Annotated in this window: 25 protein-coding genes and 3 pseudogenes; 24 read left to right on the forward strand and 4 right to left on the reverse strand. The window is 57.7% G+C overall.

Annotated elements, in window-relative coordinates:
* The first annotated feature begins 42 nt into the window (after nucleotides 1-42).
* From ACNJYD_RS07890 to fdxB, 11 genes and pseudogenes are all read left to right on the forward strand, one after another.
* A complete protein-coding gene (locus tag ACNJYD_RS07890; protein ID WP_439365834.1) occupies nucleotides 43-675 on the forward strand; it encodes a cupin domain-containing protein in 633 nt (210 codons plus the stop codon).
* Nucleotides 676-680: 5 nt separating this feature from the next.
* Nucleotides 681-1023: pseudogene (gene sufC, locus ACNJYD_RS07895) on the forward strand (Fe-S cluster assembly ATPase SufC); the annotation flags it as partial.
* A gap of 428 nt (nucleotides 1024-1451) precedes the next feature.
* Nucleotides 1452-1895 (forward strand): hypothetical protein, encoded by a 444-nt coding sequence (locus ACNJYD_RS07900; protein ID WP_439365835.1) that lies wholly within the window; start codon nucleotides 1452-1454, stop codon nucleotides 1893-1895.
* A 110-nt stretch (nucleotides 1896-2005) separates the two neighbouring features.
* A complete protein-coding gene (nifD, locus tag ACNJYD_RS07905) occupies nucleotides 2006-3508 on the forward strand; it encodes a nitrogenase molybdenum-iron protein alpha chain (RefSeq protein ID WP_439365836.1) in 1503 nt (500 codons plus the stop codon).
* Between the two features lie 66 nt (nucleotides 3509-3574).
* Nucleotides 3575-5131, forward strand: coding sequence for a nitrogenase molybdenum-iron protein subunit beta (gene nifK, locus ACNJYD_RS07910; RefSeq protein WP_439365837.1), 1557 nt, complete (start codon nucleotides 3575-3577; stop codon nucleotides 5129-5131).
* A gap of 91 nt (nucleotides 5132-5222) precedes the next feature.
* On the forward strand, nucleotides 5223-6866 hold the full coding sequence (nifE, locus tag ACNJYD_RS07915) for a nitrogenase iron-molybdenum cofactor biosynthesis protein NifE (RefSeq protein ID WP_439365838.1): 1644 nt from the start codon (nucleotides 5223-5225) through the stop codon (nucleotides 6864-6866).
* Nucleotides 6867-6875: 9 nt separating this feature from the next.
* Complete coding sequence (nifN, locus tag ACNJYD_RS07920) at nucleotides 6876-8285, forward strand: nitrogenase iron-molybdenum cofactor biosynthesis protein NifN (RefSeq protein ID WP_439365839.1); 1410 nt, start codon at nucleotides 6876-6878, stop codon at nucleotides 8283-8285.
* Nucleotides 8282-8677, forward strand: a complete 396-nt coding sequence (gene nifX / locus ACNJYD_RS07925; RefSeq protein ID WP_439365840.1) for a nitrogen fixation protein NifX — start codon at nucleotides 8282-8284, stop codon at nucleotides 8675-8677. Before nifN ends, nifX begins: the two co-directional genes overlap by 4 nt.
* 6 nt (nucleotides 8678-8683) lie before the next feature.
* Nucleotides 8684-9148, forward strand: coding sequence for a NifX-associated nitrogen fixation protein (locus ACNJYD_RS07930; RefSeq protein ID WP_439365841.1), 465 nt, complete (start codon nucleotides 8684-8686; stop codon nucleotides 9146-9148).
* Between the two features lie 12 nt (nucleotides 9149-9160).
* Nucleotides 9161-9361, forward strand: coding sequence for a CCE_0567 family metalloprotein (locus ACNJYD_RS07935; RefSeq protein ID WP_271596649.1), 201 nt, complete (start codon nucleotides 9161-9163; stop codon nucleotides 9359-9361).
* A gap of 12 nt (nucleotides 9362-9373) precedes the next feature.
* Entirely contained in the window at nucleotides 9374-9673 is a 300-nt protein-coding gene (fdxB, locus tag ACNJYD_RS07940) for a ferredoxin III, nif-specific (RefSeq protein ID WP_109142610.1), read from the forward strand.
* 610 nt (nucleotides 9674-10283) lie between these two features.
* Here fdxB and ACNJYD_RS07945 read toward each other — a convergent pair.
* Nucleotides 10284-10437 (reverse strand): annotated as a pseudogene (locus ACNJYD_RS07945) (IS5/IS1182 family transposase); the annotation flags it as partial.
* Nucleotides 10438-10493: 56 nt separating this feature from the next.
* Here ACNJYD_RS07945 and ACNJYD_RS07950 point away from each other — a divergent pair.
* Nucleotides 10494-11624 (forward strand): host specificity protein, encoded by a 1131-nt coding sequence (locus tag ACNJYD_RS07950; RefSeq protein ID WP_439365842.1) that lies wholly within the window; start codon nucleotides 10494-10496, stop codon nucleotides 11622-11624.
* Between the two features lie 1402 nt (nucleotides 11625-13026).
* Nucleotides 13027-13422, forward strand: a complete 396-nt coding sequence (locus tag ACNJYD_RS07955) for a Rieske (2Fe-2S) protein (protein ID WP_439365843.1) — start codon at nucleotides 13027-13029, stop codon at nucleotides 13420-13422.
* A 9-nt stretch (nucleotides 13423-13431) separates the two neighbouring features.
* On the opposite strand, the gene ACNJYD_RS07960 is transcribed toward ACNJYD_RS07955, so the two are convergent.
* The gene (locus ACNJYD_RS07960; protein WP_439365844.1) at nucleotides 13432-14022 is read right to left on the reverse strand and encodes a hypothetical protein; all 591 of its coding nucleotides are present in this window, start codon (nucleotides 14020-14022) and stop codon (nucleotides 13432-13434) included.
* A 252-nt stretch (nucleotides 14023-14274) separates the two neighbouring features.
* Here ACNJYD_RS07960 and ACNJYD_RS07965 point away from each other — a divergent pair, with 252 nt between their 5' ends.
* From ACNJYD_RS07965 to ACNJYD_RS08010, 10 genes and pseudogenes are all read left to right on the forward strand, one after another.
* Complete coding sequence (locus ACNJYD_RS07965; RefSeq protein WP_439365845.1) at nucleotides 14275-14595, forward strand: HesB/IscA family protein; 321 nt, start codon at nucleotides 14275-14277, stop codon at nucleotides 14593-14595.
* A 329-nt stretch (nucleotides 14596-14924) separates the two neighbouring features.
* Nucleotides 14925-16097: a cysteine desulfurase NifS gene (gene nifS, locus ACNJYD_RS07970; RefSeq protein ID WP_439365846.1), complete on the forward strand. Its 1173-nt coding sequence runs from the start codon at nucleotides 14925-14927 to the stop codon at nucleotides 16095-16097.
* Nucleotides 16098-16102: 5 nt separating this feature from the next.
* Nucleotides 16103-16324, forward strand: coding sequence for a putative nitrogen fixation protein NifT (gene nifT / locus ACNJYD_RS07975; protein WP_439365847.1), 222 nt, complete (start codon nucleotides 16103-16105; stop codon nucleotides 16322-16324).
* Between the two features lie 681 nt (nucleotides 16325-17005).
* A complete protein-coding gene (nifB, locus tag ACNJYD_RS07980) occupies nucleotides 17006-18559 on the forward strand; it encodes a nitrogenase cofactor biosynthesis protein NifB (protein WP_439365849.1) in 1554 nt (517 codons plus the stop codon).
* Nucleotides 18560-18569: 10 nt separating this feature from the next.
* Nucleotides 18570-18794 (forward strand): annotated as a pseudogene (locus tag ACNJYD_RS07985) (4Fe-4S binding protein).
* A 342-nt stretch (nucleotides 18795-19136) separates the two neighbouring features.
* Nucleotides 19137-19451, forward strand: a complete 315-nt coding sequence (locus ACNJYD_RS07990) for a nitrogen fixation protein NifZ (RefSeq protein ID WP_271596642.1) — start codon at nucleotides 19137-19139, stop codon at nucleotides 19449-19451.
* Nucleotides 19448-19687, forward strand: a complete 240-nt coding sequence (locus tag ACNJYD_RS07995) for a nitrogen fixation protein NifZ (RefSeq protein ID WP_439365852.1) — start codon at nucleotides 19448-19450, stop codon at nucleotides 19685-19687. The genes ACNJYD_RS07990 and ACNJYD_RS07995 overlap by 4 nt, the downstream gene beginning before the upstream one ends.
* Before the next feature lie 14 nt (nucleotides 19688-19701).
* Entirely contained in the window at nucleotides 19702-20061 is a 360-nt protein-coding gene (locus ACNJYD_RS08000; protein ID WP_439365854.1) for a DUF3024 domain-containing protein, read from the forward strand.
* 1093 nt (nucleotides 20062-21154) lie between these two features.
* A complete protein-coding gene (locus ACNJYD_RS08005; RefSeq protein ID WP_439365855.1) occupies nucleotides 21155-21322 on the forward strand; it encodes a hypothetical protein in 168 nt (55 codons plus the stop codon).
* Between the two features lie 61 nt (nucleotides 21323-21383).
* Complete coding sequence (locus ACNJYD_RS08010; RefSeq protein ID WP_439365857.1) at nucleotides 21384-21731, forward strand: (2Fe-2S) ferredoxin domain-containing protein; 348 nt, start codon at nucleotides 21384-21386, stop codon at nucleotides 21729-21731.
* Nucleotides 21732-22171: 440 nt separating this feature from the next.
* On the opposite strand, the gene ACNJYD_RS08015 is transcribed toward ACNJYD_RS08010, so the two are convergent.
* Both ACNJYD_RS08015 and ACNJYD_RS08020 read right to left on the reverse strand, forming a co-directional pair.
* Nucleotides 22172-22903: an OmpW/AlkL family protein gene (locus ACNJYD_RS08015; protein ID WP_439365859.1), complete on the reverse strand. Its 732-nt coding sequence runs from the start codon at nucleotides 22901-22903 to the stop codon at nucleotides 22172-22174.
* 468 nt (nucleotides 22904-23371) lie between these two features.
* Complete coding sequence (locus tag ACNJYD_RS08020; RefSeq protein ID WP_439365860.1) at nucleotides 23372-23785, reverse strand: ArsC/Spx/MgsR family protein; 414 nt, start codon at nucleotides 23783-23785, stop codon at nucleotides 23372-23374.
* Between the two features lie 573 nt (nucleotides 23786-24358).
* On the opposite strand from ACNJYD_RS08020, the gene nifH reads away from it, so the two are divergent.
* The gene (gene nifH / locus ACNJYD_RS08025) at nucleotides 24359-25243 is read left to right on the forward strand and encodes a nitrogenase iron protein (RefSeq protein WP_027571409.1); all 885 of its coding nucleotides are present in this window, start codon (nucleotides 24359-24361) and stop codon (nucleotides 25241-25243) included.
* Nucleotides 25244-25282 lie beyond the last annotated feature (39 nt).

Raw genomic sequence — 25282 nt, forward strand, 5'->3', positions numbered from 1 at the left:
TGGGCGCGATGCCCTGAGGCTGAAGATGCATGGGAGAGCGACATGGATGGTCGCGGCGATACCAACGGCACCAAGGACGCTTCCACGATCGAAGCTGACGATGCGGTCGACCAGCGCCTGGGTGAAACCGTGCGGCTGCTGCGGCAGCGCGCCGGCCTTTCGATCCAGGACGTCGCCAACAAGACCGGCCTGTCGACCGGCATGATCAGCCAGCTCGAACGCGCGCGCGCGATGCCCTCGATCCGCACGCTGCGCCTGCTCGGCATCGCGCTCGATGTCCCCATCTCCTATTTCTTCGAGAGCAGCGATCCCGCCGACGGGCAGCGCTACATCGTGCGCAAGAGCAACCGGCGGCTGCTCCGGCTCACCGCCAGCGGCGTCGTCAAGGAAGCGCTGACCCCGGAAGGCAAGGGCGAGCTCGAGCTCTACGAGCTCACGCTCAACCCCGGCGCCTCCTCCGGCACCGACTTCCTGCAGCACACCGGCGAGAAGGCAGGCTACATCCTCTCGGGCAGCCTAAGGCTGTGGCTCGACAATCAGGCCTATGTGCTGGAAACCGGCGACAGCTTTCGCTTTCCGAGCATCGTGCCGCACATGTTCGACAACCCGACCCAGCAGGTGGCGCGCGTGATCTGGGTGACGACGCCGCGCCAGACCGATGCGGCGGCGGGTTGAGGCGCCAAGGCGTGTTCCTGACATTCCAGTATCCTGTCGAGTTTCCGGCGTGAGTACAATGAACTTTCTGCGGGGGGCACTAAACGCCCAGGGCAAGGCGCGCGGCGAGCAGGAATTCTCCACCCGCGAATTTCTGAAAAGAGACGGTTGGCTTAACATTGCCGAGGAGATGCTCAAGCGCGGCTTCAATTCGGCTTCTCCGGTGGCGAGAACAGGCGCAACGAGGTTTTACAGATGGCACTGTTCGAGCCGAGCCTGTGCGTCCTGCACGAGATCGATGCTGGCCTCTGCATCGACGCGCTGCGTATCGTCGCCAACGCAATCAACGGCTTGCGTTCGCCGGGTCGACGGTTCGCAATGAATGCGTCCATCTGAACGCCGACTTCTGCGACATCGATTGCGATTTCTAAGTCATGACGGGTCAAAAACTGTATGTTCCGACAGGGGTTCTAGGTACTTTACGGCAAGTCTGAGCACTGGCCTCGATGTCGCCCTTCAATGGCGGCGAGGAGATGATTTGCGTGGTCGGGCATTCCAGTGTCATTTACGGCGATCCGCCACACCGGTTCAAAGCGGGTACGTCGCCGATCGTCGAAGCCCGTCGGTCGCCGCTGTCGATTACATCAGTTCAATAGTCAAGTTGCAGATCCTCACGTCCCGAGAAGATGCTGCTCGCTTACCCGGAGGAGGGGCTCAGGCCATCAACTTCGTGCGCCTGATCGGGACGCCGGCCGAACCGCGCCGGTGTAACCGTGCGGGCGGGGGCGCACTGTGCGATGCCGCTGGTCAAGTTTTTCGGCCTGCTGGCGACGTGCCGTGTGTCCCTTGGACTTTACAATACACGCGAAGAGATCGATGTGCTCCTGCATGCCCTTATCAAGGTGTGTCGCGTGACCGGCGAGCGTACACGTGGCAAGGCAGCTCGAGTTGAGCTCTGCAGCTTCGGATCGTGCACGTCATCATCATCGCGGCAGGTGAGCATCTTTAATTTCAGTAAGTTAAAAGCATTGGTAAGCCTGTGTCGGCCAGCCGGGCTTGCGGCCGACTTCCGCCTTCAATCGCAGAGCACTGCAGTCGCGGATAGGCTCCAGAACCGCGTGGGGGAATTTCAGGCAGAGCCCGCCTTGTTCCATTTCGAACGGGGCCACACCAAGAGTTCTCTGCGAAAGCGCCATGTCGGATTCGCAACAACGCCCTTTTCACCGCACGAGGCGCGCTAAGTAGCTTTGATTGTTGCGGTTTTGGTGCTCACGAGACGCTGGCATGCTGGTTGCAAAAGTCTTGGATCAAGAAGCCGCCCTCGCAACAGCTAACCTTTGAAGGACATCAGATGAGTCTCGCCACGACCCAGAGCATCGCAGAAATCAGGGCTCGCAACAAAGAGCTGATCGAGGAGGTGCTGAAGGTCTATCCGGAGAAAACCGCGAAACGGCGTGCCAAGCACCTCAATGTTCACCAGGCCGGAAAGTCAGACTGCGGCGTGAAGTCCAACATCAAATCCATACCGGGCGTGATGACGATCAGAGGCTGCGCCTATGCGGGGTCAAAGGGGGTGGTCTGGGGACCAATCAAGGACATGGTTCATATCAGCCATGGCCCCGTCGGCTGCGGTCAGTATTCGTGGGGCTCGCGTCGCAACTATTACGTTGGCACCACAGGTATCGATAGCTTCGTGACCCTACAGTTCACCTCCGACTTCCAGGAAAAGGACATCGTATTCGGAGGCGACAAAAAACTGGTCAAAATTCTTGATGAAATCCAAGAGCTGTTTCCACTCAACAACGGCATCACGATCCAATCGGAATGCCCGATCGGATTGATCGGTGACGACATCGAAGCCGTGTCACGAGCGAAATCCAAGGAGTATGGAGGCAAGACCATCGTGCCGGTCCGTTGTGAGGGCTTCCGGGGCGTGTCGCAGTCACTGGGCCATCACATTGCGAACGATGCGGTGCGCGATTGGATTTTCGGCCATCTTGAGGACGATGCCAAACCCAAGTTCGAGCCGACGCCGTACGATGTTGCGATTATCGGAGACTACAATATCGGCGGCGACGCCTGGTCATCCCGAATTCTGCTGGAGGAGATGGGTTTGCGGGTAATCGCGCAGTGGTCCGGCGACGGCTCACTGGCTGAGCTCGAAGCAACGCCGAAGGCAAAGCTCAACATTCTGCATTGCTACCGTTCAATGAACTACATCTCACGCCACATGGAAGAGAAGTTCGGTATTCCGTGGTGCGAGTACAATTTCTTCGGACCATCAAAGATCGCAGAGTCATTGCGCAAGATTGCGGGTTATTTCGACGACAAGATCAAGGAAGGCGCCGAGCGGGTAATCGAGAAGTATCAGCCGCTCGCGAACGCGGTGATCGCTAAATATCGGCCTCGCTTGGAGGGCAAGACCGTGATGCTGTACGTCGGCGGGCTCCGTCCGCGTCATGTGATTGGCGCATATGAGGACCTGGGGATGGAAGTCATTGGCACCGGATACGAGTTCGGTCACAACGACGACTATCAGCGCACAGCTCAGCACTACGTGAAGGACAGCACGCTTATCTACGATGACGTCAATGGCTATGAGTTCGAGCGCTTCGTCGAAAAGCTCCAGCCTGACCTCGTCGGCTCGGGGATCAAGGAAAAGTACGTTTTTCAAAAGATGGGTGTGCCGTTCAGGCAGATGCACTCTTGGGACTATTCGGGTCCATATCACGGCTATGACGGATTCGCGATCTTTGCCCGCGACATGGACATGGCGGTCAATTCGCCGGTTTGGAAGAAAACCAAGGCCCCCTGGAAGGAAGCTTCGAGCGCCAAGCTCCAGGCTGCCGAATAAAGCAAGTCAACTCGCTCGGGAAAGCCGAGGCGATAACAATCCCGACGATAGCGAAGGATTTCACCAATGGCGCAGAGTGCCGAGCACGTGCTCGATCATGTCGAACTGTTCCGCGGTCCAGAATACCAGCAGATGCTGGCCAAGAAGAAGATATTCGAGAACCCTCGCGATCCTGCCGAGGTCGAACGTATCAAGGAATGGACGAAAACCGCCGAGTATCGCGAAAAAAACTTCGCGCGGGAGGCGCTAGCGGTAAATCCGGCCAAGGCGTGCCAGCCGCTTGGCGCCGTATTCGCCTCTGTTGGCTTTGAGCGTACGTTGCCCTTCGTCCACGGCTCGCAAGGCTGTGTGGCCTATTACCGCAGTCATTTGTCGCGGCACTTCAAGGAGCCCAGCTCCTGTGTCTCTTCGTCAATGACGGAAGACGCTGCCGTATTCGGCGGTCTGAACAACATGACCGACGGGCTCGCGAACAGCTACAACATGTACAAGCCCAAGATGATTGCGGTTTCCACAACCTGCATGGCCGAGGTGATCGGCGATGACCTCAACGCCTTTATCAAGACTTCGAAAGAAAAGGGCTCGGTTCCGGCGGACTTCGACGTGCCGTTCGCCCACACGCCGGCGTTCGTCGGCAGCCACGTCACGGGCTATGATAATGCGCTCAAGGGCATTCTGGAGCATTTTTGGGACGGCAAGGCCGGAACAGCGCCGAAGCTTGAGCGCAAACAGAATGGGGCGATCAACATCATTGGCGGGTTCGATGGCTATACCGTCGGGAACCTTCGCGAGATCAAGCGCGTCTTGGAATTGATGGGCATCCAGCATACGGTTCTCGCCGACAATTCCGAAGTCTTTGATACTCCGACCGATGGCGAATTCCGGATGTATGACGGTGGTACGACTCTGGAGGATACGGCGAACGCGATTCATGCCAAGGCGACTATCTCCATGCAACAGTGGTGCACGGAAAAGACGCTGACATTCGTGGCGGAGCATGGCCAGGACGTCCTATCCTTCAACTACCCGGTGGGCTTATCTGCAACGGATGACTTCATCGTCGCGCTGTCACGCCTCAGCGGCAAGGAGATTCCCGAGCAACTTGCGCTAGAACGTGGCCGCCTGGTGGACGCCATCGCCGACTCCAGCGCGCATGTTCATGGCAAGAAGTTCGCGATCTATGGCGATCCGGATCTTTGCTATGGTTTGGCTGCGTTTCTGCTCGAACTCGGCGCCGAACCGACCCATGTGCTGTCTACCAACGGCAACAAGGCATGGCAGGAAAAAATGCAGGCGCTGCTTGCAAGCTCGCCATTTGGACAGGGCTGCCAAGCCTATCCCGGCCGAGACCTTTGGCACATGCGCTCACTTCTGTTTACCGAGCCGGTCGATTTTCTGATTGGCAACACCTACGGGAAGTACCTGGAGCGTGATACTGGAACGCCACTGATCCGCATCGGCTTTCCGATTTTTGATCGGCATCACCATCACCGCTCCCCCCTATGGGGCTATCAGGGCGGCCTGAATGTGCTGGTGAAGATCCTGGACAAGATCTTCGACGAGATCGACAAGAACACCAACGTTCTTGGCAAAACGGACTACAGCTTCGACATCATTCGCTGATGAGGGACTGCGCGTGCCGTCGTCCATGCAATGGGCGATGGCACGGGCACATGGTCGACTTTGCAATTTGTTCGCCCTGAGAGGAAACAGGATGAGTTCACTGGCGGCCACGGTCCAGAATATCTTCGACGAGCCGGGCTGCGCCAAGAATGGCAGTAAGTCGGAGGCTGAACGCAGGAACGGCTGCACAAAACAGCTGCAGCCGGGTAGTGCTGCCGGCGGCTGTGCTTTCGATGGCGCCAAGGTTGCGCTGCAGCCGTTCACCGACGTGGCTCACTTGGTACATGGTCCGATCGCGTGCGAGGGCAATTCCTGGGACAATCGGGGTGCAGCGTCGTCCGGCTCGGATCTGTGGCGCACCGCATTTACAACCGATTTGAGCGAAACCGATATTGTATTCGGGGGCGAGAAGCGGCTTTGCAAGGCGATCAAGGAGATCATCGACAAGTACGATCCGTCCGCAATCTTCGTTTATCAAACCTGCATCCCGGCGATGATCGGCGACGACATCAACGCAGTCTGCAAGGCGGCATCTCGAAGATTCTCAAAGCCGGTGATCCCGATCAATTCTCCGGGCTTCGTCGGTTCGAAGAACCTCGGCAACAAGCTGGCCGGCGAGGCCTTGCTCGACTATGTGATCGGTACGCGAGAACCGGACTACACCACCCCGTACGACATCAATCTGATCGGAGAATACAACCTTTCGGGAGAGCTCTGGCAAGTGAAGCCATTGCTAGACGAGCTTGGAGTACGAATTCTCTGCTGCATCTCAGGCGATGGCAAATATCGCGAAGTCGCTTCATCTCATCGCGCACGGGCGTCGATGTTGGTGTGCTCAAAGTCCATGATCAACGTTGCACGCAAGATGGAGCAACGCTACGGGATTCCATTCTTCGAGGGGTCTTTCTACGGTATTCAAGATTCGAGCGAATCGCTACGGCAGATTGCCCGCTTATTGGTTGAACGCGGCGCCCCGACAGATCTGCTCGGGCGCACCGAATCGTTGATCGCGCGCGAGGAAGCGTGGGCCTGGGGTGCGATCGAGCCGTATAAGCCACGGTTCGAAGGCAAAAAGGCCTTGCTAATGACCGGCGGCGTCAAGTCATGGTCGGTCGTTGCGGCACTCCAGGAAGCCGGGCTTGAGTTAGTCGGTACCAGTGTGAAAAAATCGACCAAGGAAGATAAGAAGCGCATTAAGGAGCTCATGGGGCATGATGCCCACATGATCGAGAATATGACGCCGCGCGAAATGTACGAGATGTTGAAGGGCGCAAAAGCGGACATCATGCTATCGGGCGGCAAGTCGCAGTTCGTCGCACTGAAAGCAGCGGTGCCTTGGCTCGATATCAACCAGGAGCGTTGCCACGCCTATATGGGCTATGTCGGAATGGTCAAGCTGGTGGAGGAGATCGATAAGTCGCTCTCCAGTCCGATGTGGAAGCAGCTACGTCGACCTGCGCCTTGGGAGGCGTTGGCCAAGGCGATGGAGCAGATGCAATCGCCCGCGACCGCGCTCGCCGACCCGGCGCTCGCCGAAGAGGCGCGCCGCGCCAGGAAGATCTGCATGTGCAACAAGGTCGATCTGGGCACGATCGAGGATGCAATCTACGCGCATCGCCTGAGAAGCGTCGAAGCGGTCAGGAAGCATACCAATGCGGTTGGTGGCTGCTGCCAAAGACGTATCGAGGATATCTTGGCGTCCGAGCCATCTGCCATGCGACAGGCCGCTGAGTAGGGAGGCGTCATGGCCATCGTCACGGCGCCAACAAAAGCCTGCGCTGTCAACCCGCTGAAGATGAGCCAGCCGATCGGCGGCGCATTCGCCTTCATGGGGCTGGGCGGGGCGATGCCGCTTCTGCACGGCTCCCAGGGGTGCACATCCTTCGGGCTCACGCTCTTTGTCCGGCATTTCAAAGAGGCTGTACCGCTGCAGACCACCGCGATGAGCGAGGTCACGACGGTACTTGGTGGTTATGAGAATCTCGAGCAGGCGATACTGAACATCTACAAGCGAGCCAAGCCAAAGATCATTGGAATCTGCTCGACTGGTGTCACCGAAACCAACGGCGACGATGTGGATGCCTACCTCAAGCTGATCCGGAGCAAGCATCCGCAACTCGCAAAGTTGCCGCTCGTCTACGTCTCGACACCTGATTTCAAGGGTGCGCTCCAGGACGGCTGGGAGAAGGCTGTCGCGCGCATTGTGGAGGTCCTGGTGGATGGGCCAAATGCCAGTCGCCTGAGGGACCCATCGAGGGTGAATGTTCTGCCGGGATGTCACCTCACGCCCGGCGATCTTGATGAACTCCGTGTCATACTGGAGGATTTCGGGTTGTCACCGTCCTTCCTCCCTGACCTGGCGGGATCGCTCGATGGGCATATCCCCGATGAGTTTACGCCAACGACCATCGGCGGCATCGGCGTCAGCCAAATTGCGGATATGGGCCGCGCGGGCTGCACGATTGCAATCGGCGCGCAGATGCGGCGAGCTGCAGAGGTCATGCAGGCAAAGACCGGCGTGCCTTTTCGTATCTTCGAGCGGCTGTGTGGTCTCTGTCCGAATGATGAGTTCATGACGTTTTTGAGCGAGATCAGCGGCCGCCCGATACCCTTGAAATATCGACGCCAGCGCAGTCAGCTCGCAGATGCCATGCTGGATGCACACTTCCATATTGGCGGCCGCAAACTCGCAATCGGTGCTGAGCCAGACCTTCTGCTCGATTTGTCCGGCATGCTGAGCGACATGGGCGCGCAGGTGACCGTTGCCGTGACGACTACTCAGTCGGAGGTGATCGAGCGGATCAAGACCAAGGAGGTGATCATTGGCGATCTCGAAGATCTGGAAAACCTTGCCAAAGAGAGGTGTTGCGACCTGCTGATCACGCATTCGCATGGAAGGCAAGCGGCGGCGCGGCTGAACGTGCCGTTCTATCGTGCAGGTTTTCCGATATTCGATCGACTTGGCGCGGGACACCAGCTGTCAGTAGGCTATCGTGGTACCCGTCATCTGATCTTCGAAATCGCTAATCTCGTGATCGCGAATCGCGACAAAAACGATGAGCCTACGCCAGATAGGTGGCGAACTGCGCCCGGACTGCCACTATGCCCAGGCTATCGCAGCTCCGCCGGCGCGACTGAGAGGTCGGTTGCATGAAAGTTGCGTTTGCCACTCAGGACCTGAGACGCGTCGATGCTCATTTTGGTTGGGCAAAGAATATCGCAATCTACGATGTCGCTCCTGGCGGGCACGTGTTTGTTGCAGCGATCGAGTTTGAGGGCGATCTTAAGGAAGACGGCAGCGATGATAAGTTGGCGCCAAAGATCGAGGCCATCAAGGATTGCACAATCCTTTACGTCGCTGCCATTGGTGGTGCAGCGGCTGCGCGAGTGGTGGCCAACAAAGTCCATCCTATCAAGGTGAGCAAACCTGAAAACATTCTGGTGCTCCTAGAAAAACTCCAGCGGGTGCTGAAGGGCACACCACCTCCCTGGCTGCGCAAAGTCATGGCAAAGGACCAGCGGAGAACGTTCGAGTTTGATGAATGAGGTGATATGACCGCAAAAATAGAGCGGCAGGCCAGCCTGGTCGACGCGCCATTCCTCATCGATTTGGTCAAGATTTGGCGTGCTCAGGATACCAACGGAGCCTGGGAAGGGAGGAGCGATCGTGATCTGCTCGAACCCTATATCCTGAACATGGAAAAACGGCGCGCATTGCCGATTATCGGTGATCCCGATCCCAAAACACTGTGGCGGCTTGAGCTGTTCTTCAATGCGGTTGCGCTGTCAGTAGAGAGGGAGACCGGCGTGATGATTCAGCCGATTCTGAAGCTGCATCATGAAGGCTTCGGGCGCATAGTGCTCATCGCAGGGCGCTTGGTCGCCGTAAACAAGCAGCTGCGCGACGTGCATCGCTTCGGATTCGACAGTTTCGTCAAGCTGGCGCAGGAGGGGGATAAATATGTCAGGGACGGAATCGACCTGATTCGGAAGTTCCCAGACGTGGCAAACTATTGAGGATACTCACTCATGGGCGATCGTGAAACACTGAAGGCCGAACTGAGGAAAGTGTCCGCCAAGGCGATACAGGCCAAGATGGATTTGCACGATCTTTCGGAAGAACTACCCATCAACTGGACCTCGATCATGGTGGTCGCTCAGAAAGCGTACGATTCTTACGCCGAACTTGATCGCACGAGCCGCGCCTTAAAAGCGCTGGAGAATACCTAGAGGGGGCAATGCATGTCGTTTCAAACACGAGACGGACGCGACTGGACGCCACAATACCTGGTCACGATCGATGCAAAGAAATGCATCGGTTGTGGCCGCTGTTTCAAGGTGTGCGGTCGAGATGTCATGACCTTGAAAGGAATCAACGAGGAAGGCGAACTTGTCGACCTCGACAATGACGAGGACGATGAGATCGAGAAGAAGATCATGGTCTTGGACGATCAGGGTGCCTGCATCGGATGCGGTGCGTGCGCCAGGGTTTGCCCGGCCGACTGCCAGACCCACGTTTCAGCTGCAGCCGAAGCTGCATGAGCGAAGGCGCTCTCCGGGCCGTTAAGTGCAGCAGGCCCGGCTCGGATTAAAGGAGAGGATTTGCAGGAACAGCTGGGCCGCAACGATATCACGTCCTTGGTAGGTCTTCAGGTTACTCATCCCCGTCGAGAACGCGGGCGAAGTGTGAAGAACGAGAACGACGAGTGGACGCGCGTCGACGGGCCTACGAGGTCGTCCGTGCTTTAATCGCAGTTACGGTGTCAACCCCGATAGTAAACGTGATCCACTACCGAGTTCATGGGTCTTTCGGCGGTCGTCTCCACAGGGGGCCGCCGCATGATCGCGTTCAAGAGGTGTGCATCTCGACGTGGAGAGTGCGGCGCGTAAAGCCCGCAGGCACGACTTCAAGATTGCCACGACCTTCGTCCCGGCAGGGACGCTTGTTCCGCCGAAGGCGCATCTGGTGTGGTTTAAGACTGCCTCATCCGGCCCTCACCTGTGGCCGGAACTCAGTGCCATCGGCGGTCAGGAAGAGACGCCAGAGAGTTTTCAGCCAGGCGTGCAAGATGCCCAGCTGCCGCTGAGAGCCGCCTGTGGTTGTGTGGCCCGATGCTGGCCGCTCGAAACAAGCTCGTGGAGCTGCGGCGCGACGGCTGTTCTCGCTGTACAGCGGCGGATGTGGATCCAGTCCCAATCGACCTTGGTGGCGAGCTGAACCGCGAGTGCTGCATATTGATGATCTGATCCAGCCTCGCCCGGAACGGATTGCCCGAGCCCGTCGTCCTGTGCTTCTTCGTCCGCATCGCCACCTCTGATGCGACGACGGAATTATGGCTGTCGATTCGACGGAATCCTGAAAATGAAATTCCAAGACTTCCATGTCTGGTGTACCAAACCGTGCATTCGCAGCAGTCCACAAACGAGGAGATGGGGTTCTAGCTCATTTGCTCAACCGTTCTTCACTCACGAGGAGTTTGCTTCCTCTCACAAAAGCCGGCGACAGATGCTCAACCTCGGCGCGTCAGCTCGTGGTCAGCTAGACATCTTACAATCTTCGGTAGGGCTCGAGCAACGCGAGCTCAGCACCAAACCGTACCGACAGGAGAGCGATCCGATGTATGGCCGAATTGTTGGCTCATCTAGCCAATCCACAAGCGCTACCCAGGGTGATGAATCAAAGCATTCAGATGACGAGGGCTTTGCGGAAAGGCTTGCAGGCATGGCGCCCGATGCTGGCCCGAGTTCGTCTCAGGCGGCGACACGGCCGTACTCCGTTAGCTCCCAAGCTCCGATCGAAGAGATCGACATCGATAAGTTCGGGGAAGAAGTGAAGGCCTTCTATGGTGAGGACATCAAGTACATTGCCGAGCGTCCACTGGAGTACTCGGATTTCATATCCACGAAAGCTCAGCGCGCGGCAAACGTTGCTAGAACCTATGGCCACACCGACGAAGATACGGACCAGGCGCGATATTACGCCTATCGCTTGGGTGACAAAACTGTCGGGCTTCTGAGGACAGAAGGCAAACTTCGGGTAGGAGGAAGGCGATTCAGCGCCCAGTTCCCCGGTCGAAACGAGGTCACATCCCAAGTAGATCTTCGGGTTACTCATCCGCTCGTCGAGAACGCTGGCGATATCCTACTCGAACATCAGCTTCGGCAAGACGGCGAACAAGCATTGATTATGTCAAAACCTGCGCTCCCAGGCATCGAGTCCCGCCTGGCTCAGATGGGCTTTGTTCCTGTGAGTGATAAGAATCACTGGGTACTTGATCCTCACCAGCATCCCGACAAGTGGACGCATAACGACGAAGGTAAATGGCAACGTGTAGGCAAACCTGAAGGATATCTTGCCGCCGAGAGTAGTGGTGCTCAGGCAAACATCAAGAGAGCTTCGAGTGAAGCAAGTGATGAGACAGAGTCGTCAGGCGATGACACGTCTTGGTACTTCGAGCGCCTAAATCTAGGTCCGGGGTCGGCTGCAGAATAGTCGCTGGGGACGAGGTCGGGCCTGAAAGCGGTGGCTACTTGAGCTCATCGAGGATGTTGCTGCAGAAATGGCTCGCCACTTCAACACGCGCCGGCGTCAGGCGGCGGGATCGCGCCCCGAGTGCTGCACCGACGCAGCGCGGGGCCGCTCGCCGCCAACGCGGCTTAGCCCTCAGCTGCCTGCGCTTGCGCTGCGCAGCCCGGTGCTCCCCCACCGCGTTGGCTAGGGAGCGGTCTATCGACCAATCCTGCTTGAGTGGGGCATCTTGATGCGATCGACGACATCGGCAATGCACCAAAGCAGAGCCCGAAAGAGGCGGCGGGCGCTCAAAAAGAGCCGGGAAGGGATCATAAAGCCGATCGAGGATAAGCAACTTGGAAATGATATGGTCTCTCTGCGGGACGGTCAAACCTGGCCGCGAGCCTGGTCAAGGATCGCGAAACCCTGCTGGCCTTCTACGACTTCCGTGCCGAGCATTGGGATCAACTGCGAACGAAGGATGAGTTAGACTAGCGATTTCTTCATGGTGAGACGACGATTGCGGCGATCATTCGACTCCCCGGTCCGCATCTGGCGCGGTATTGTTCGCAAAGACGTCGATTGCCGCTGCGGGCGGACGTCCGGGTCGGCTCCCAATAGACCTGGCGCGAATCCCTCCTGATGGCGGCTGGCACCGAGAGCGGTACCTTGTCCAGGATATTGGCGGTGTTGTGCACCTAGCATCGCAGGTGTCGGGCGCGGGAAGCCTTCCAAAAGCCGAGCGCGCCGTCGCCGACGGCAATTTCCGGGCCGATCTGGCAACCCGCGCTTTGCTTGATGTCGATCAGGAGCTCGCGCCTGAACAGTATTGGTAGTGTCATTCATTGCGTATCGCTCTGCTCGAGAGGTTTTCGCAGGCTAGGCGGCCGCTTGCAGGGTAAAGTGGCTGCAACAGCAGCAGCGGGCCAGAAGGCGGACATTTTCGCCGTTCCATGCGCGGGCGCAAGGGCTAGCCTAAAGGGGGCGCATGTTCGCCGCGTGCGCCGTTGCGGGCTGGGAGCGAGCGTTCACTTTGTGGGAGGCACTTGCGATTCCGCGATGGATACGCCATCGCAGGGCATTGGAACCGGCCTTCCGCAGCGTGGCGATTGGCGAGCAGCAAAGACCAGTTGTCAAGTTTAGCAGTCCTGCAAATGGTCCAGAAAGGTTGGAGCTATGCTGCGCAGCCAGGCATGGAAAGGGCAGCAAGGCTCACTGCTCCTGCGAATTGTTCTGAATTGTGCGCGCAAGCGAAAGAAATTGGTATGCTGCGACGGCGAAGCTTACGATTGGAATGCCGGAAACACGTTCCGGCACTTGTACGCTTCTTGCAGGGTGATTGCACAACGACAATGAAAAGCGCCTTGCAACAACCGGGTGATGAATGCAGCCAAATTCCATCTATACAATTTGCGGCTTTAACGACATTCCGAGCCGCCAAGCCATGGGATTCCATCTTATGGTCGTCGAAGATGACGGCAAGCACCGGCCGTGGTCCATCATCGTGGTGCGCTGGGGCAAAGAGGTGCTTGGCTATGTCAATAAATGCCCGCACAATAGCGTCAAATTGGACTGGGATCAGAACCAATTCCTCGATTCTTGCGGCACCCGGTTGATGTGCGGCAAGCACGGTTCGACCTTCGAACTCGGCACCGGGCGGTGCGTCGAAGGTCCATGTGAGGGTAGAGCGCTCACGCCGATCGCGTTGGCAGTTCTGGACGGCGATATCTGCATCGTTGGTGTGCATCTTGTCGAAGACGATGCATGGGCGAATAACTGAAGACTGCGCTTAGACCGGCCGGTTCTCGTTGCGGTTCTTCACGGCTTCCATCCTCTTTAGCCCGTCGTCATACGAGATCTCCTCACACGGCAGATCGAGATCCTTCGTGGCATCGAGGAGGCAATCAAGCTTACCCCGCGGATCGAGCTTCTTGATATCATCCTTGTTCAGCCCGACCAGGTCCATCATCTCCTTCCAAACGGTGGATTCATCGCAGGGTAAGACGTGGAAGTTAATATCGCCGAACTTCACTCTGTACTTCGCCAGCAAATCGATGTTGTTGCAAAACATAAAGTAACCGCCGGTTGGGCTTAAGGTGCCGTCAAGGACGGTCGCGACGTCAGCAAGATATGCAAAGGAATGTAGGTAACCGGCCAGCACCGGAATAGTGCGCTCTCCGTCCTGCGCGAACGTCAGAACCTGCTCGATCGAATAGTCTGGCGGTCGCTTCTCGTCCGCGACCTGAGTCTGGAACTTCAGTGCGACGTCGCCACGAAAGCCGAACCGGCCCGGCTTGGTAGTCGCACCTTTGAGTACGGCGTTAAGCAAGCGGCCCTCCTTCTCAAGTCTGCCAAGTGCGGTGTTCTCGATTGCAGTCATAAAATGCGTCCTTGATCTAAGCTCTTCACCGACCCGTTGGTCGGTGCCAGATCCGATGCAAATTGTCTGCCGCCGCAGCGTAGCGGCCCCGCCTAAGAAGACAACGCGTCATTGGCTGGCACCGCCTCGAGTAGTCTTGTAGGAAACCCGACTTCTGTTCCAAAGCCGACGTGCGAAGGCACGCACCATTAAGTGTCTGCGCGCTGGCACGTGACTTGCTCTTAGCTACGTTCAAGCTGATGAGGGAAAGACTTGATCAACCTGACCGATAGCGCAGTGAATGCAATCAAGAGTGCGATGTCATCGTCCACGCGTCCGTCCGGCGGTCTGCGCGTCATGATTGAAGCAGGCGGCTGCAGTGGATTCAAATACAAGATGGGTCTGGCCGAGGAACAGAAGCCTGACGACACCGTGATCGAATGCGATGGGCTGAAGGTGTTCGTCGATAGCAAGAGCTGCGATCATCTAGTCGGGACGACCATCGATTTCGTCGTGGCGCTGGAGGGCTCTGGATTTACCTTTCACAACCCGAACGCCACCGCAAACTGCTCCTGCGGGAAATCGTTCTGTTGATGAAAAACATTGTTCAGGTGATGAGAAGAAAACATCGAAGCGCGCCGGCCGAGCCAAAACAACTGAGGCAATCGTCGTCCACTACGACAAAGCGGGAGCGTCGCATTCGCGACGCGCTCGAACATATCATGCCTCATTCTACAACTCCGCGGTGGCGGCTGGCAGCTGATCGGCATCGATGGCAGCCTGTTTATGGCTAGGCTGGCCGGTGCCTGTACGTCGTGTAAGCTTTCGAGGGCGAGCGTGGGACGTACGCACGCGCGGCCCGTGGGTAAAATCCGCGGATTTGGTCAGCTAATCCTCGTTTCTGGTACTGGTGGGGCAGTGGATTGACCGAAGATCGAGCGCCGATTTACCTCGATAACAATGCAACGACACGGACTGATCCGTCCGTCGTGCAAGCGATGTTGCCGTTCTTCACTGAGAACTTCGGCAATGCCTCATCCAGGCATGCCTTCGGCAACGACGTCGCAGTTGCTGTGAGGCAGGCCCGGCGAAGCCTGAGGGACCTGTTAGGTAACACATACGATCATGAAATCGTCTTCACGTCGGGAGGGACCGAAGCCAATAATGCCGCGATCCTCTCTGCTCTGGCGACGCAGGAAGATCGAGACGAAATTGTCACTACTTCGGTTGAGCACTCCGCTGTACTTGCGCTAACTCAGCAATTGGCGACAAGGGGAGTCAAGACGCACATAGTACCCGTAGACGCTTGCGGCAGGCTCGATATCGAGGCGTTTCGCTGCGCGCTTGGGCCACGCACAGCCGTTGCCTCCGTGATGTGGGCCAATAACGAGACCGGAACGTTGTTTCCTGTGGAGTTTCTGGCAGGATTGACGCGTGAGGCGGGCGCGCTGTTTCACACAGATGCGGTCCAGGCAATTGGGAAGGTGCGTTTGAACCTAAAGGAAGGCGCGATCGACATGCTGTCGCTATCCGCGCACAAACTGCACGGCCCCAAGGGGGTCGGCGCATTATATTTGCGCAAAGGGACTAAATTCCGGCCGCTAATCTGCGGCGGATCACAGGAACGAGGGCGCCGCGGCGGGACCGAGAATGTTCCCGCGATCGTCGGCCTGGGAAAGGCTGCCGGGCTTGCGGCGGAGCGGCTTGAACCCGAGCGCGTTCGCATTGGCGCTTTGCGCGACCGCCTTGAACGTGGAGTGTTGCGCAATGGGGAGTGCGTTGTGCTCGGTGACGTCAGCAATCGGTTGGCGAACACGGCCAATATTGCCTTCGACCACCTCGAAGGCGAAGCCATCGCCCACCATCTCGATCGGGCGGGCATAGCCGTGTCGCTCGGATCAGCCTGCAACTCCGGTTCAATGCAGCCATCGCATGTTCTGTGTGCTATGCAGGTGCCGACGTGGCGGATGCACGGCGCCGTGCGCTTTTCTCTGTCGCGTGAGACCTCGTTGGCGGAGGTCGATGAGGCCGTGTGCGCTGTGTCCGACGTTGTGGCTCGCATGCGCGCCATCTCCGGCGCCACTGTTAGGGAGTAGACCTCGTGAAGATCATGATCCGCCGGTCTCCGGAGGGCCTATCCATCTACGTGCCAAAAAAGGATCTCGAAGAGAAAATCGTGGAATCCGAGTACGAGACTCTATGGGGCGGCTGGATCAAAGTGGCTAATGGCTGGGTGTTCGATTTGCCTGAGATGGCGAGCGACACCCGGTTGCCGATCACAATCAATGCGAAAAAGCGGGACGAGACCGGGCACAATCCGTGAAGACACTCCCGCAGATCGACTTTGTCGTTGCGGCGGCCGCATGGGGCGCTCTCGTGGTTTGAGGGCCCCGAGCATCGTTCCATATCGTCCTGGCCACGCTGAATGGCGGAGACCCGTTCTGCCGACCACGCCAGTGGTCGGCTTCTTCGTCAGCCAGTTTGCGCCGCCGCGGGAAGTTAGGGGCAATACGGTCAGCGGCGACCCAGCATATCGAAATTAGCAAACATAGCGCCGTCGCAACGGAATTGACGACGCAGACAATCGCTCGCTCAGTTGAGCCGAGGCGGTTACACTCCGTCCTGCGCCCCGTCGTTGGGTGTCCAGCACGATCCGTGGTAGCCACTACTGGCCTTGTCGAGCCCGGATCCCCCCGCGTGTATCGGGCTTGCGAGAGCCGCAACGCGGCAAACGCGTTAGATGGAGCGGCGTTCGGGGGAGCTTAGCGCGAGAATGAATGCGCAAGGCATAAAGCTCTGGGTGAGAATAGCGACGTATCTGTCGTTTCGCTAACAAGCTCATCATGGCTGTTGTTGCATGCGCCAGTGCTAACGTAGCGCTAACTCGATGGCCTGCTGCTGCGATTGCATCATTCTGGCCATGGCATGCAAGTTGCTACCCAGCTTTATGAGGCTCGCTCACGGATGGTCCTGGGAGAGCGACGATGTCTCCAGGGAAAAGAGAATGAACGCGGTCGTCGGACGCAGAACATATGTCAAAGCTGCAGTAAATCACGGCAAGATGATGCAGCCCACCACCGATCATAAGGGCTGCTGCGCTTCGGCTAAGACCGGGCAGGCGAGCTGCGGCTCGAAGGCCGGCCAAGGCGATCTGCCAACCGAAATCTGGGAAAAGGTTAAAGACCATCCCTGCTATAGCGAAGACGCGCACCATCATTACGCTCGCATGCATGTCGCGGTCGCGCCTGCCTGCAACATCCAGTGCAATTACTGCAACCGAAAATACGACTGCGCCAATGAATCGCGTCCGGGCGTGGTGAGCGAGAAGCTCACCCCTGAGCAGGCGGTCAGAAAAGTGCTCGCGGTCGCGACCACCATCCCTCAGATGACAGTGCTTGGCATCGCTGGACCGGGCGATGCTCTGGCCAATCCAGCAAAGACGTTCGAAACGTTCGAGCTGGTCTCCAAGGCGGCTCCCGACATCAAGCTTTGTCTGTCAACCAACGGACTCGCACTGCCGGACTATGTTGATACCATCGTCAGGTCCAAGGTCGACCACGTCACCATCACCATCAACATGGTTGATCCCGAAATCGGAGCCAAGATTTACCCGTGGATCTTCTTCAACCACAAGCGATACACGGGCATTGAGGCGGCAAAGATACTCACTGATCGCCAGCTGCAAGGCCTCGAGATGCTTAGCGAACGGGGTATTTTGTGCAAGATAAACTCGGTGATGATCCCCAACATCAATGATGACCACTTGGTCGAGGTCAACAAGGCGGTCACGTCGCGCGGCGCCTTCCTTCACAATATTATGCCGCTGATCTCCGCACCCGAGCATGGCACAGCATTTGGCCTCAGCGGTCAGCGCGGCCCGACCGCGCAAGAACTGAAAGCGCTGCAAGATGCTTGTGAAGGGCGGATAAACATGATGCGGCATTGTCGCCAGTGCCGCGCCGACGCGGTTGGTCTACTCGGGGACGATCGAGGCCCAGAGTTCACCACTGATCAGGTGATGAAAATGGACGTCCAGTATGACTTAGAGATGCGCAAGGCTTATCAGCAAAGAGTAGAGAATGAGCGCGTCGCCAAAGCCGAGGCGTGCCAAAAGGAGCTTGAGAAGCTTTCCGGAGAGATCAGCGCGATCACTCTTCTGGTGGCGGTTGCAACCAAGGGCTCTGGGTTGATCAACGAGCACTTTGGGCATGCAAAAGAATTCCAAATGTACGAGCTCTCTACATCCGGCGCCAAATTCGTTGGCCGACGCCGTGTGGAGGTTTACTGCCAGGGCGGTTATGGCGAGGAAGATAGACTTTCCACCATCGTGCGCGGCATCCGTAACTGCCATGCGGTCTTCGTGGCCAAGATTGGCGGCGGCCCGAAAAGCAATTTGATCAAGGCGGGCATCGAGCCGGTCGATCAATTCGCCTATGAGTTCATTGAGAAGTCGGCGATCGCTTGGTTCAGATCCTATCTCGACAAGGTGAGGCGCGGGGAAGTCCAGCATGTGGAGCGCGGCGGCGCCGCGGTTCCGCTTCGGATCTCTGCGGCATAAGGAGGAATATGTGCCGTTCAAAATCATCGTCTCGCAGTGCACGGGCTGCTCTGCCTGCGAACCCTTATGCCCGAACGTTGCTATATCGGAGAAGGAAGGGAGCTTTGTCATTGAGGCGACGAAATGCACCGAATGCGCCGGCCATTTTGACGAGCCTTAATGTGTAGCCGCCTGTCCCGTCGACAATACCTGCGTGGTTGACAAGTCCTTGCCCCGCTATCAAGCGCCAGGCTAAAGGTGAGATCTCATGAACGGCATGCCAGGACCTAGTGCTGAATCCGTCGCAAGCGTCGCCCTCGGGCTTGGCGGCGTCGCAGGTGCCGGCGTTCGCGCTCTTCCGGACGGCGCCTGCTCTGCATTGTCCCGCGGTCGTGCTGCTGGGTCGGCAGCACGGCCTGGCGGCATCTCGGCGGTGTGAGGGCGCTTCGTAGTACGAGAGCGCCCTCCGAGGCAGCCCTCCCATCGTCGATGCGATTGACGATCCGGCGGGTGGGCACGAAATGATGCAGAGTGTTGCCCGCGTAGGCTAGGCGGCTTCTCTGCATCTGAAGAGGGAGCGGCGCATGAGGAGGGGTATATGAGCAGCATTGTTCGTGACAGCGACATCGTCGAGCTCAGCGACCCACCCGTCTTCAGCTTTGGCCAAAAGCTCCGAGCCAATCGCACCATCCGAAACGATGGCACCTATCCCGGCAAGGAGATTGGTGACGTCTTAGTCAAGAAGGGGGAGGTGGGTTACGTCGTCTCGATCGGCACTTTCTTGCAGCAATTCTACATCTACGGTGTGGCATTTCTGGACAGCGGCCACCGGGTTGGCATGAAACGCAAGGAACTAGAGCCGGTGGAAACCTGCGAGGAGATCGATGATCTGCCGTTGCCGGAGGAGTCATGACTCAGCAAGCCGTTCCGAAATATCGGCGGGGCCAGCGAGTCAAAGCCGCAGTCGACCTCACCAACGATAGCTCATTTCCGAACGCGGAGCCCGAGGGAGTCTTGCTCGCGGCCGGAGCGACCGGCGAAATCATCAAGGTCGCTATCCACACCGAAGCGAACGTGCCGGTCTATATTGTCGATTTTGGTGAGGCGCTGCTGATCGGCTGTCTTGAAGAAGAAATAGCAGTGCTTTGAAGGAGGCTTCCGCCATGAATGCCGCGCTGATGAGGAAAGCAAAGAAGGGGTTGCTGCCTCACCCAAACGAGCTCGATCGCAAACGAATTGAGCGCGGCTTGAGCGCGCGCAAGCGCTATCTTTACGTCTCGCCGAAAGTTGGGCCGGTGAGAGGGGGCTACCTCGTCGAGAGCCCTTGTTGCTCGCGCAACATCGACACGGATGGCGCTCTCATCGATGTCGCCCTAATTCTTTATGATACCGTGAGCGGGATCTGGAAGCTTTTTCGCAAGAATCATGCCCAGGGAGTCTGGGAATTTTACAGCCTTTACCTCCGTTTGCCTTCTGCAATCGACGAATTGAACGCGGATCCAGAGCGTCTGTTCTGGCAATAAGGGACCGGCCTTTTAGTTGAAAAGAAGCCACGATGGCGCTCACTGCGAGAGAATTGATCGAAATCGAACGACCAGCTTGCTGCGGATGGCGCCGGCTTGGGCCCGTTTGTTGGGCTGCGGTACCGATTGTCGCAGATTTATTGGGCCGCTGCGATGCGTCAGACGATCAAATCAGCCCGTTCCGACAATTTCATCGTCTCGATCTTCATATGCTCGATCGATCGGATCGCTGCGTGCAGATTACGGCCGACCCAAAGCGACCGACTAGCGTCCCGATGGCGCAAAAGGAATGTTGTGCGGTGAGCACTGAATTTGCGGAGTGTCAGCTGGATGGGCGCACACCTATCATCGCAGGAGATGAGCAAGCGGGGATACGTGCTTTGTACATCGTGACCCGCGCTGGAATGGCACCGGCGGCATGTACGCGTTCAGGAAAGGGGGAAGAAAAATGTTCCAGGCGAGCGCGGAGAAGACCTGCTCAATCATAACAAGTATCGGCGTCAAGGGCTCGCCTTGAGGCCTGCGCCGAGTGCCCCAGGGCAAGCACGCTATCATCGAGATCGTTGGTCCCTTCGGCCCGTGATCGTGAGTGTTACCAAATAGGGATCGTATGAATTCGCAAGAAATCGTCATCCACGTCCGCTTCGCCCCGAACGGGAGGGTGATACAAATCAGCGAGCGTCCGGCACAGCTCACGCCAGACCAATGGTTTGATGTCCTCAACACCCGTGCCAGCTCGGCTTATCGGCCGCTCACTCGTGGCCGCGGGGTGTTTCGGCTGAGTCGGACTGCGGTCGATGCCTTCAGGCAGGAAACTGCGAGGCCGAGATGAGCGAACAGCATACCGGCGGGACCTGATGAGCGAATAGGTCAGAGGGTTTGGGCGTCTTTCCAGCCGATGCCATTGACCTGAAAGAAGCCGTGGGGCTGTTAGCCGGTTGGGGACCGCTGATAGAAGCGAGAAGCCAACGACAGATCGCCTACTTCGGCATTACTTGCGAGGCGCGCCGCCCAAAGCAAAGGATCGTTGCAGAAGTGAACGTTGCACATCTGATGTGATACTTACCTGACTTGGATCGAGAATAAGCGACGGGTGGATAAACAGATCGACATGACAGGAGCGAGCTTGAAATTGATCAATGGGCGGCGCCGGTACGCGCAGGTCCTATTGCGCTTCTTTGGCGACGACAACCACTATGGCGCCGGCTCATCGCGCCTGTTCCGCAAGCGCGACTGGGAACTATGGTGCGTTCAATCGTAAGAGACTACTGGGCATTACGTGCTCGCACCCCATTTCTTCAGCATCAACAGAGGATAGGCGCATGAACTCAGAAGAAGAAATGGAGCTTCCGCAGCTGTATCGGCATCATGTCTTTGCCTGCAACACGCAGCGTCCACCAGGACATCCGCATGGCAGTTGCGGCGCCTCAGGCGCGCAAACCCTGTGGGATCGAATGGGCAAGGCGATCGAAGCGCAAGGCCTCAACGATACCGGTTTCACGATGGCGGGCTGCCTTGGGTTTTGTAACTCTGGTCCCTTGCTGGTGGTCTATCCCGGCGGAATCTGGTACCGCGTGACCACGCCTGAGGACGTTGACGAGATCGTCAAATCCCATCTCAAGCAGGGCAAACGTGTCGACCGCCTTGTGATGGTGCTCAAGCGAAGTTAGAGGCGTCCTTGGCGACCACTTACCGGACCCGCAAGCATGGACGGCGTGCTCGTCCAGGAGCTGCTCGGCCGCTCGGAGCTCGGATCGTCTGAGGTTGACCGTCCAACTCGAGCTCCGGGTCGCTAACAGTAGGTCATTGACATGGGCGCGGCGCATCGCCTCTTCTGAGGCCAAATAGGCAAAGTTTCGCCTTTGCAACGCGCGCCCGCGCAGTAATAGAATTATAACGCGCCCATCTGTTCGTATCGTCACTTACGTGCCGCCCGATCCGTAGCTCACAGCGAGAGCAATGCTGGTAATGATTGTCTGCCTCTGGCCGGCTGACGCGGCGATGACGTGTCAGCTAGCTTCCCACTGCACACGGTGAAGGTAGGAGACACGCTTGACGCGCTCGCAGCGTCCGAGTCGATAACGGAGTCTCCTTGACCCTGTCCTCGCCCTCAGAACCTGTAAGCGACGCCGCCGCTGACGAGCCATGGGTCGATATTGGCGCGCCCGGTGACGGCAACCGCATTGTTTACGGTCGCGGAGTACTCCGGCCGCAGCCACAGCTTTTTCACGTCGAGGTTGAGGCCCCAGTGACGGTCAAGCATATAATCGAAGCCGAATTGGACCGCCGCGCCGAATTGGTTTCTGATGTGTAGATCCGTAACGGTAAGACCGCCGAACGACAAATTGGCTGCCGATTGGTTGAAGAATGCAGTGTAGTTGATGCCTGCGCCGATATACGGCTTTATCGGGCCGAAATCGGTGAAGTGATATTGAAGGGTTAGTGTTGGCGGCAACAGCCAGGCGGTGCCGATATCGACCCCCGTGAGTGCGCCATTGCCGCTGATGTGATGGCGAGTCGCGCCGAGAATAAGTTCAGCGGCTACGTTTTCTGTGAAGAAGTAGGTGATATCGAGCTCTGGTATGGCTCGCTCGCTGAGCGAAAGCCCTGAACTCGGTGATGACAGCGATGGCGTTCCGGCAACGTTGACTGAGCTATCTGCGGTATCCGGCAGAACGCCGAGCACGCGCAGGCGGATCATCCAGGGACTGGAGGCAACAATTGGAGGCGCCTTATAGTAGACCGGTGCCGGGCGCAGATCCGCACCTCGGACCGAGTTGCTAGCCAACGAGCTCGCAAGCGCGAGGATCGATGCCCTCGCCAGAACTGTTAGTACTCTCATCTAAGTCTCCATTCCAAAACTCGCGCGAGCAGCCGCGCGAGATCTCTGTCACACATGATGAACGGAGTAGTATTTGATGCCGATCAAAATCGAAGCGACCGTTAGCACGATTGGCCCGCTAAGTTGCATTAGGATCACGGCCACGAAGCTTTTTCTGTTTTGATCGTTATTCAATCCAGTAGTCAGTTTGAATGAATCCTTTGAAGAATCTGCTTCGCGGCGTTGGCACTCCGAGGCGGGCCGTGGAGGTCGAGCGTGATAAAGGTAGCAAATGCGGCTACGTCTCTCACGCGTTACAAAGCGGCGGGCGCTGCATTACCGTGCAATATCGGCGATGCCACGCTACCAGAAATCACTCGCGCAGGACGTCTCGGTGCAGGTTCCCGCGGTTACTTCGCGTGAAGCAAGCCCGAAGAGAAGAACCACATTTCTGCCTCGCTTGTTGGCTGGCAGAGACGCTCAGCGTCTTCACACCCGCCGGCCGGGCGTGCAGTGTCCTTCGTGCAAGCATACCTCGAAATCATCTTGCGTCTTGCCGTTAAGCAGCGACAGCGCTGGCTCACGATCGAGTCCGGCACTTCGTGCCCCGTCTACGTCGACCAGCGGTCGTCGTGTCGGGAGCGGATCGCCCACCATCAATGCGAGTGCGCTTGCCGCGTCGAGAGCATCGGGATTGACTTCGCCTGATTTGATACGGGGCGCGGCTCGGTTGAACCAGGAGTTAACGGGCGTATTGCGAAAGAAGCCGCGCAGTTCGTCCGCATGCCATGGCTGCTTCAAGATGTCTTTCACGACCACGTCATGGCCGGCGGTCTTGAGCGCTTGAATCTGACGCGCGTTATTTGCGCAGCCGGGTTTCTGATAGACGATCATTGTCGCCATGGCCGACCTATGTAGGGGTGCTGAGCTGACCAAGTGGCAAGCCGCTGCGGCTACCCGCGGGCCCATTTGAAGTTCTTCGGTCAACCCCGATATCTGCGCACCAAGCGCCATTCCGGATTTGCAACACTCGCCGCTGGTCCGGCAGGTTTCGAGCCCGTCCGGCATATTCATTCTCTCGAAATCGCTCGGGTTGCGAGAGGAACAGCAAGCTCCGTTCCACAATTGGAGAGAGCGGAATAGATCCCGTGATGCCGGCTTTTGTCGTTGATGTTTGTGGTTGTTTGTTTGCTTTCCGACAGGCCGCGTAGAACCCGTCACATCCGCAACAGCCAACGATCACGCGCCGGCTGGTTGGCTTTTTATGTGTAATCAGAAGTTTAATGCGTGGTTCAGGCGCTGGCACGGCTGTTGCTAATGAGCTGCAGCAACACTGAGTGAGGGCTGAGTGCACGCCGACGCCCAAGGCGAGCGATGCGCTCCTTCCCTTGAACCCGTGTGCCCCCGCTTCTGTGAGAGAACCAAGCTCGCACAAGAAGCGCGCAACTTTTGGCAAATCGGTTGATGGAGAGCAACATGTCTTCACTGAGACAAATCGCGTTCTACGGCAAAGGCGGAATCGGCAAGTCCACCACTTCGCAGAACACGCTGGCGGCGTTAGCCGAGATGGGTCAGAAAATCCTGATTGTAGGATGCGATCCGAAGGCGGACTCGACCCGCCTGATTCTGCACGCCAAGGCGCAGGACACGATTTTGAGCCTTGCCGCGAGCGCAGGCAGCGTGGAGGACCTAGAACTGGAAGACGTCATGAAGGTGGGCTACAAGGACATTCGTTGCGTGGAGTCCGGTGGTCCTGAGCCAGGTGTCGGCTGTGCCGGCCGCGGTGTCATCACCTCGATCAATTTTCTGGAAGAGAACGGCGCTTACGAGAACATCGACTATGTCTCGTACGATGTGCTTGGCGACGTTGTTTGCGGCGGCTTTGCGATGCCAATCCGCGAGAACAAGGCGCAGGAAATCTACATCGTGATGTCCGGTGAAATGATGGCGATGTATGCCGCGAACAACATCTCCAAGGGCATCCTAAAATACGCGAACTCTGGCGGCGTGCGGCTGGGCGGTCTGATCTGCAACGAGCGGCAGACTGACAAGGAGCTGGAGCTAGCGGAAGCGTTAGCCAAGAAGCTAGGCACTCAGCTGATCTACTTCGTGCCGCGCGACAACGTGGTGCAGCATGCAGAATTGCGCAGGATGACGGTTCTCGAATATGCACCCGATTCCAAGCAGGCTGATCACTATCGCAATCTTGCAACCAAGGTTCACAATAATGGAGGCAAGGGCATCATCCCCACCCCGATCTCCATGGACGAGCTCGAGGACATGCTGATGGAGCACGGCATTATGAAGCCGGTGGACGAATCCATCATCGGCAAGACCGCCGCCGAACTCGCGGCCTCGTAAAGGCGCGCGACGGATGCCGGTCTCCTCACCGCCCATCCC

Origin of the sequence: Bradyrhizobium sp. SPXBL-02, assembly GCF_051853065.1 — a bacterium.
Taxonomy (GTDB): Bacteria; Pseudomonadota; Alphaproteobacteria; order Rhizobiales; family Xanthobacteraceae; genus Bradyrhizobium.

Coding starts and splice junctions, on each gene's coding strand:
- ACNJYD_RS07890 (WP_439365834.1), top strand. CDS start 43: ATGGATGGTCGCGGCGATACCAACGGCACCAAGGACGCTTCCACGATC.
- ACNJYD_RS07900 (WP_439365835.1), top strand. CDS start 1,452: ATGCCGCTGGTCAAGTTTTTCGGCCTGCTGGCGACGTGCCGTGTGTCC.
- nifD (WP_439365836.1), top strand. CDS start 2,006: ATGAGTCTCGCCACGACCCAGAGCATCGCAGAAATCAGGGCTCGCAAC.
- nifK (WP_439365837.1), top strand. CDS start 3,575: ATGGCGCAGAGTGCCGAGCACGTGCTCGATCATGTCGAACTGTTCCGC.
- nifE (WP_439365838.1), top strand. CDS start 5,223: ATGAGTTCACTGGCGGCCACGGTCCAGAATATCTTCGACGAGCCGGGC.
- nifN (WP_439365839.1), top strand. CDS start 6,876: ATGGCCATCGTCACGGCGCCAACAAAAGCCTGCGCTGTCAACCCGCTG.
- nifX (WP_439365840.1), top strand. CDS start 8,282: ATGAAAGTTGCGTTTGCCACTCAGGACCTGAGACGCGTCGATGCTCAT.
- ACNJYD_RS07930 (WP_439365841.1), top strand. CDS start 8,684: ATGACCGCAAAAATAGAGCGGCAGGCCAGCCTGGTCGACGCGCCATTC.
- ACNJYD_RS07935 (WP_271596649.1), top strand. CDS start 9,161: ATGGGCGATCGTGAAACACTGAAGGCCGAACTGAGGAAAGTGTCCGCC.
- fdxB (WP_109142610.1), top strand. CDS start 9,374: ATGTCGTTTCAAACACGAGACGGACGCGACTGGACGCCACAATACCTG.
- ACNJYD_RS07950 (WP_439365842.1), top strand. CDS start 10,494: ATGAAATTCCAAGACTTCCATGTCTGGTGTACCAAACCGTGCATTCGC.
- ACNJYD_RS07955 (WP_439365843.1), top strand. CDS start 13,027: ATGCAGCCAAATTCCATCTATACAATTTGCGGCTTTAACGACATTCCG.
- ACNJYD_RS07960 (WP_439365844.1), bottom strand. CDS start 14,022: ATGACTGCAATCGAGAACACCGCACTTGGCAGACTTGAGAAGGAGGGC.
- nifB (WP_439365849.1), top strand. CDS start 17,006: ATGAACGCGGTCGTCGGACGCAGAACATATGTCAAAGCTGCAGTAAAT.
- ACNJYD_RS07990 (WP_271596642.1), top strand. CDS start 19,137: ATGAGCAGCATTGTTCGTGACAGCGACATCGTCGAGCTCAGCGACCCA.
- ACNJYD_RS07995 (WP_439365852.1), top strand. CDS start 19,448: ATGACTCAGCAAGCCGTTCCGAAATATCGGCGGGGCCAGCGAGTCAAA.
- ACNJYD_RS08000 (WP_439365854.1), top strand. CDS start 19,702: ATGAATGCCGCGCTGATGAGGAAAGCAAAGAAGGGGTTGCTGCCTCAC.
- ACNJYD_RS08010 (WP_439365857.1), top strand. CDS start 21,384: ATGAACTCAGAAGAAGAAATGGAGCTTCCGCAGCTGTATCGGCATCAT.
- ACNJYD_RS08015 (WP_439365859.1), bottom strand. CDS start 22,903: ATGAGAGTACTAACAGTTCTGGCGAGGGCATCGATCCTCGCGCTTGCG.
- ACNJYD_RS08020 (WP_439365860.1), bottom strand. CDS start 23,785: ATGGCGACAATGATCGTCTATCAGAAACCCGGCTGCGCAAATAACGCG.
- nifH (WP_027571409.1), top strand. CDS start 24,359: ATGTCTTCACTGAGACAAATCGCGTTCTACGGCAAAGGCGGAATCGGC.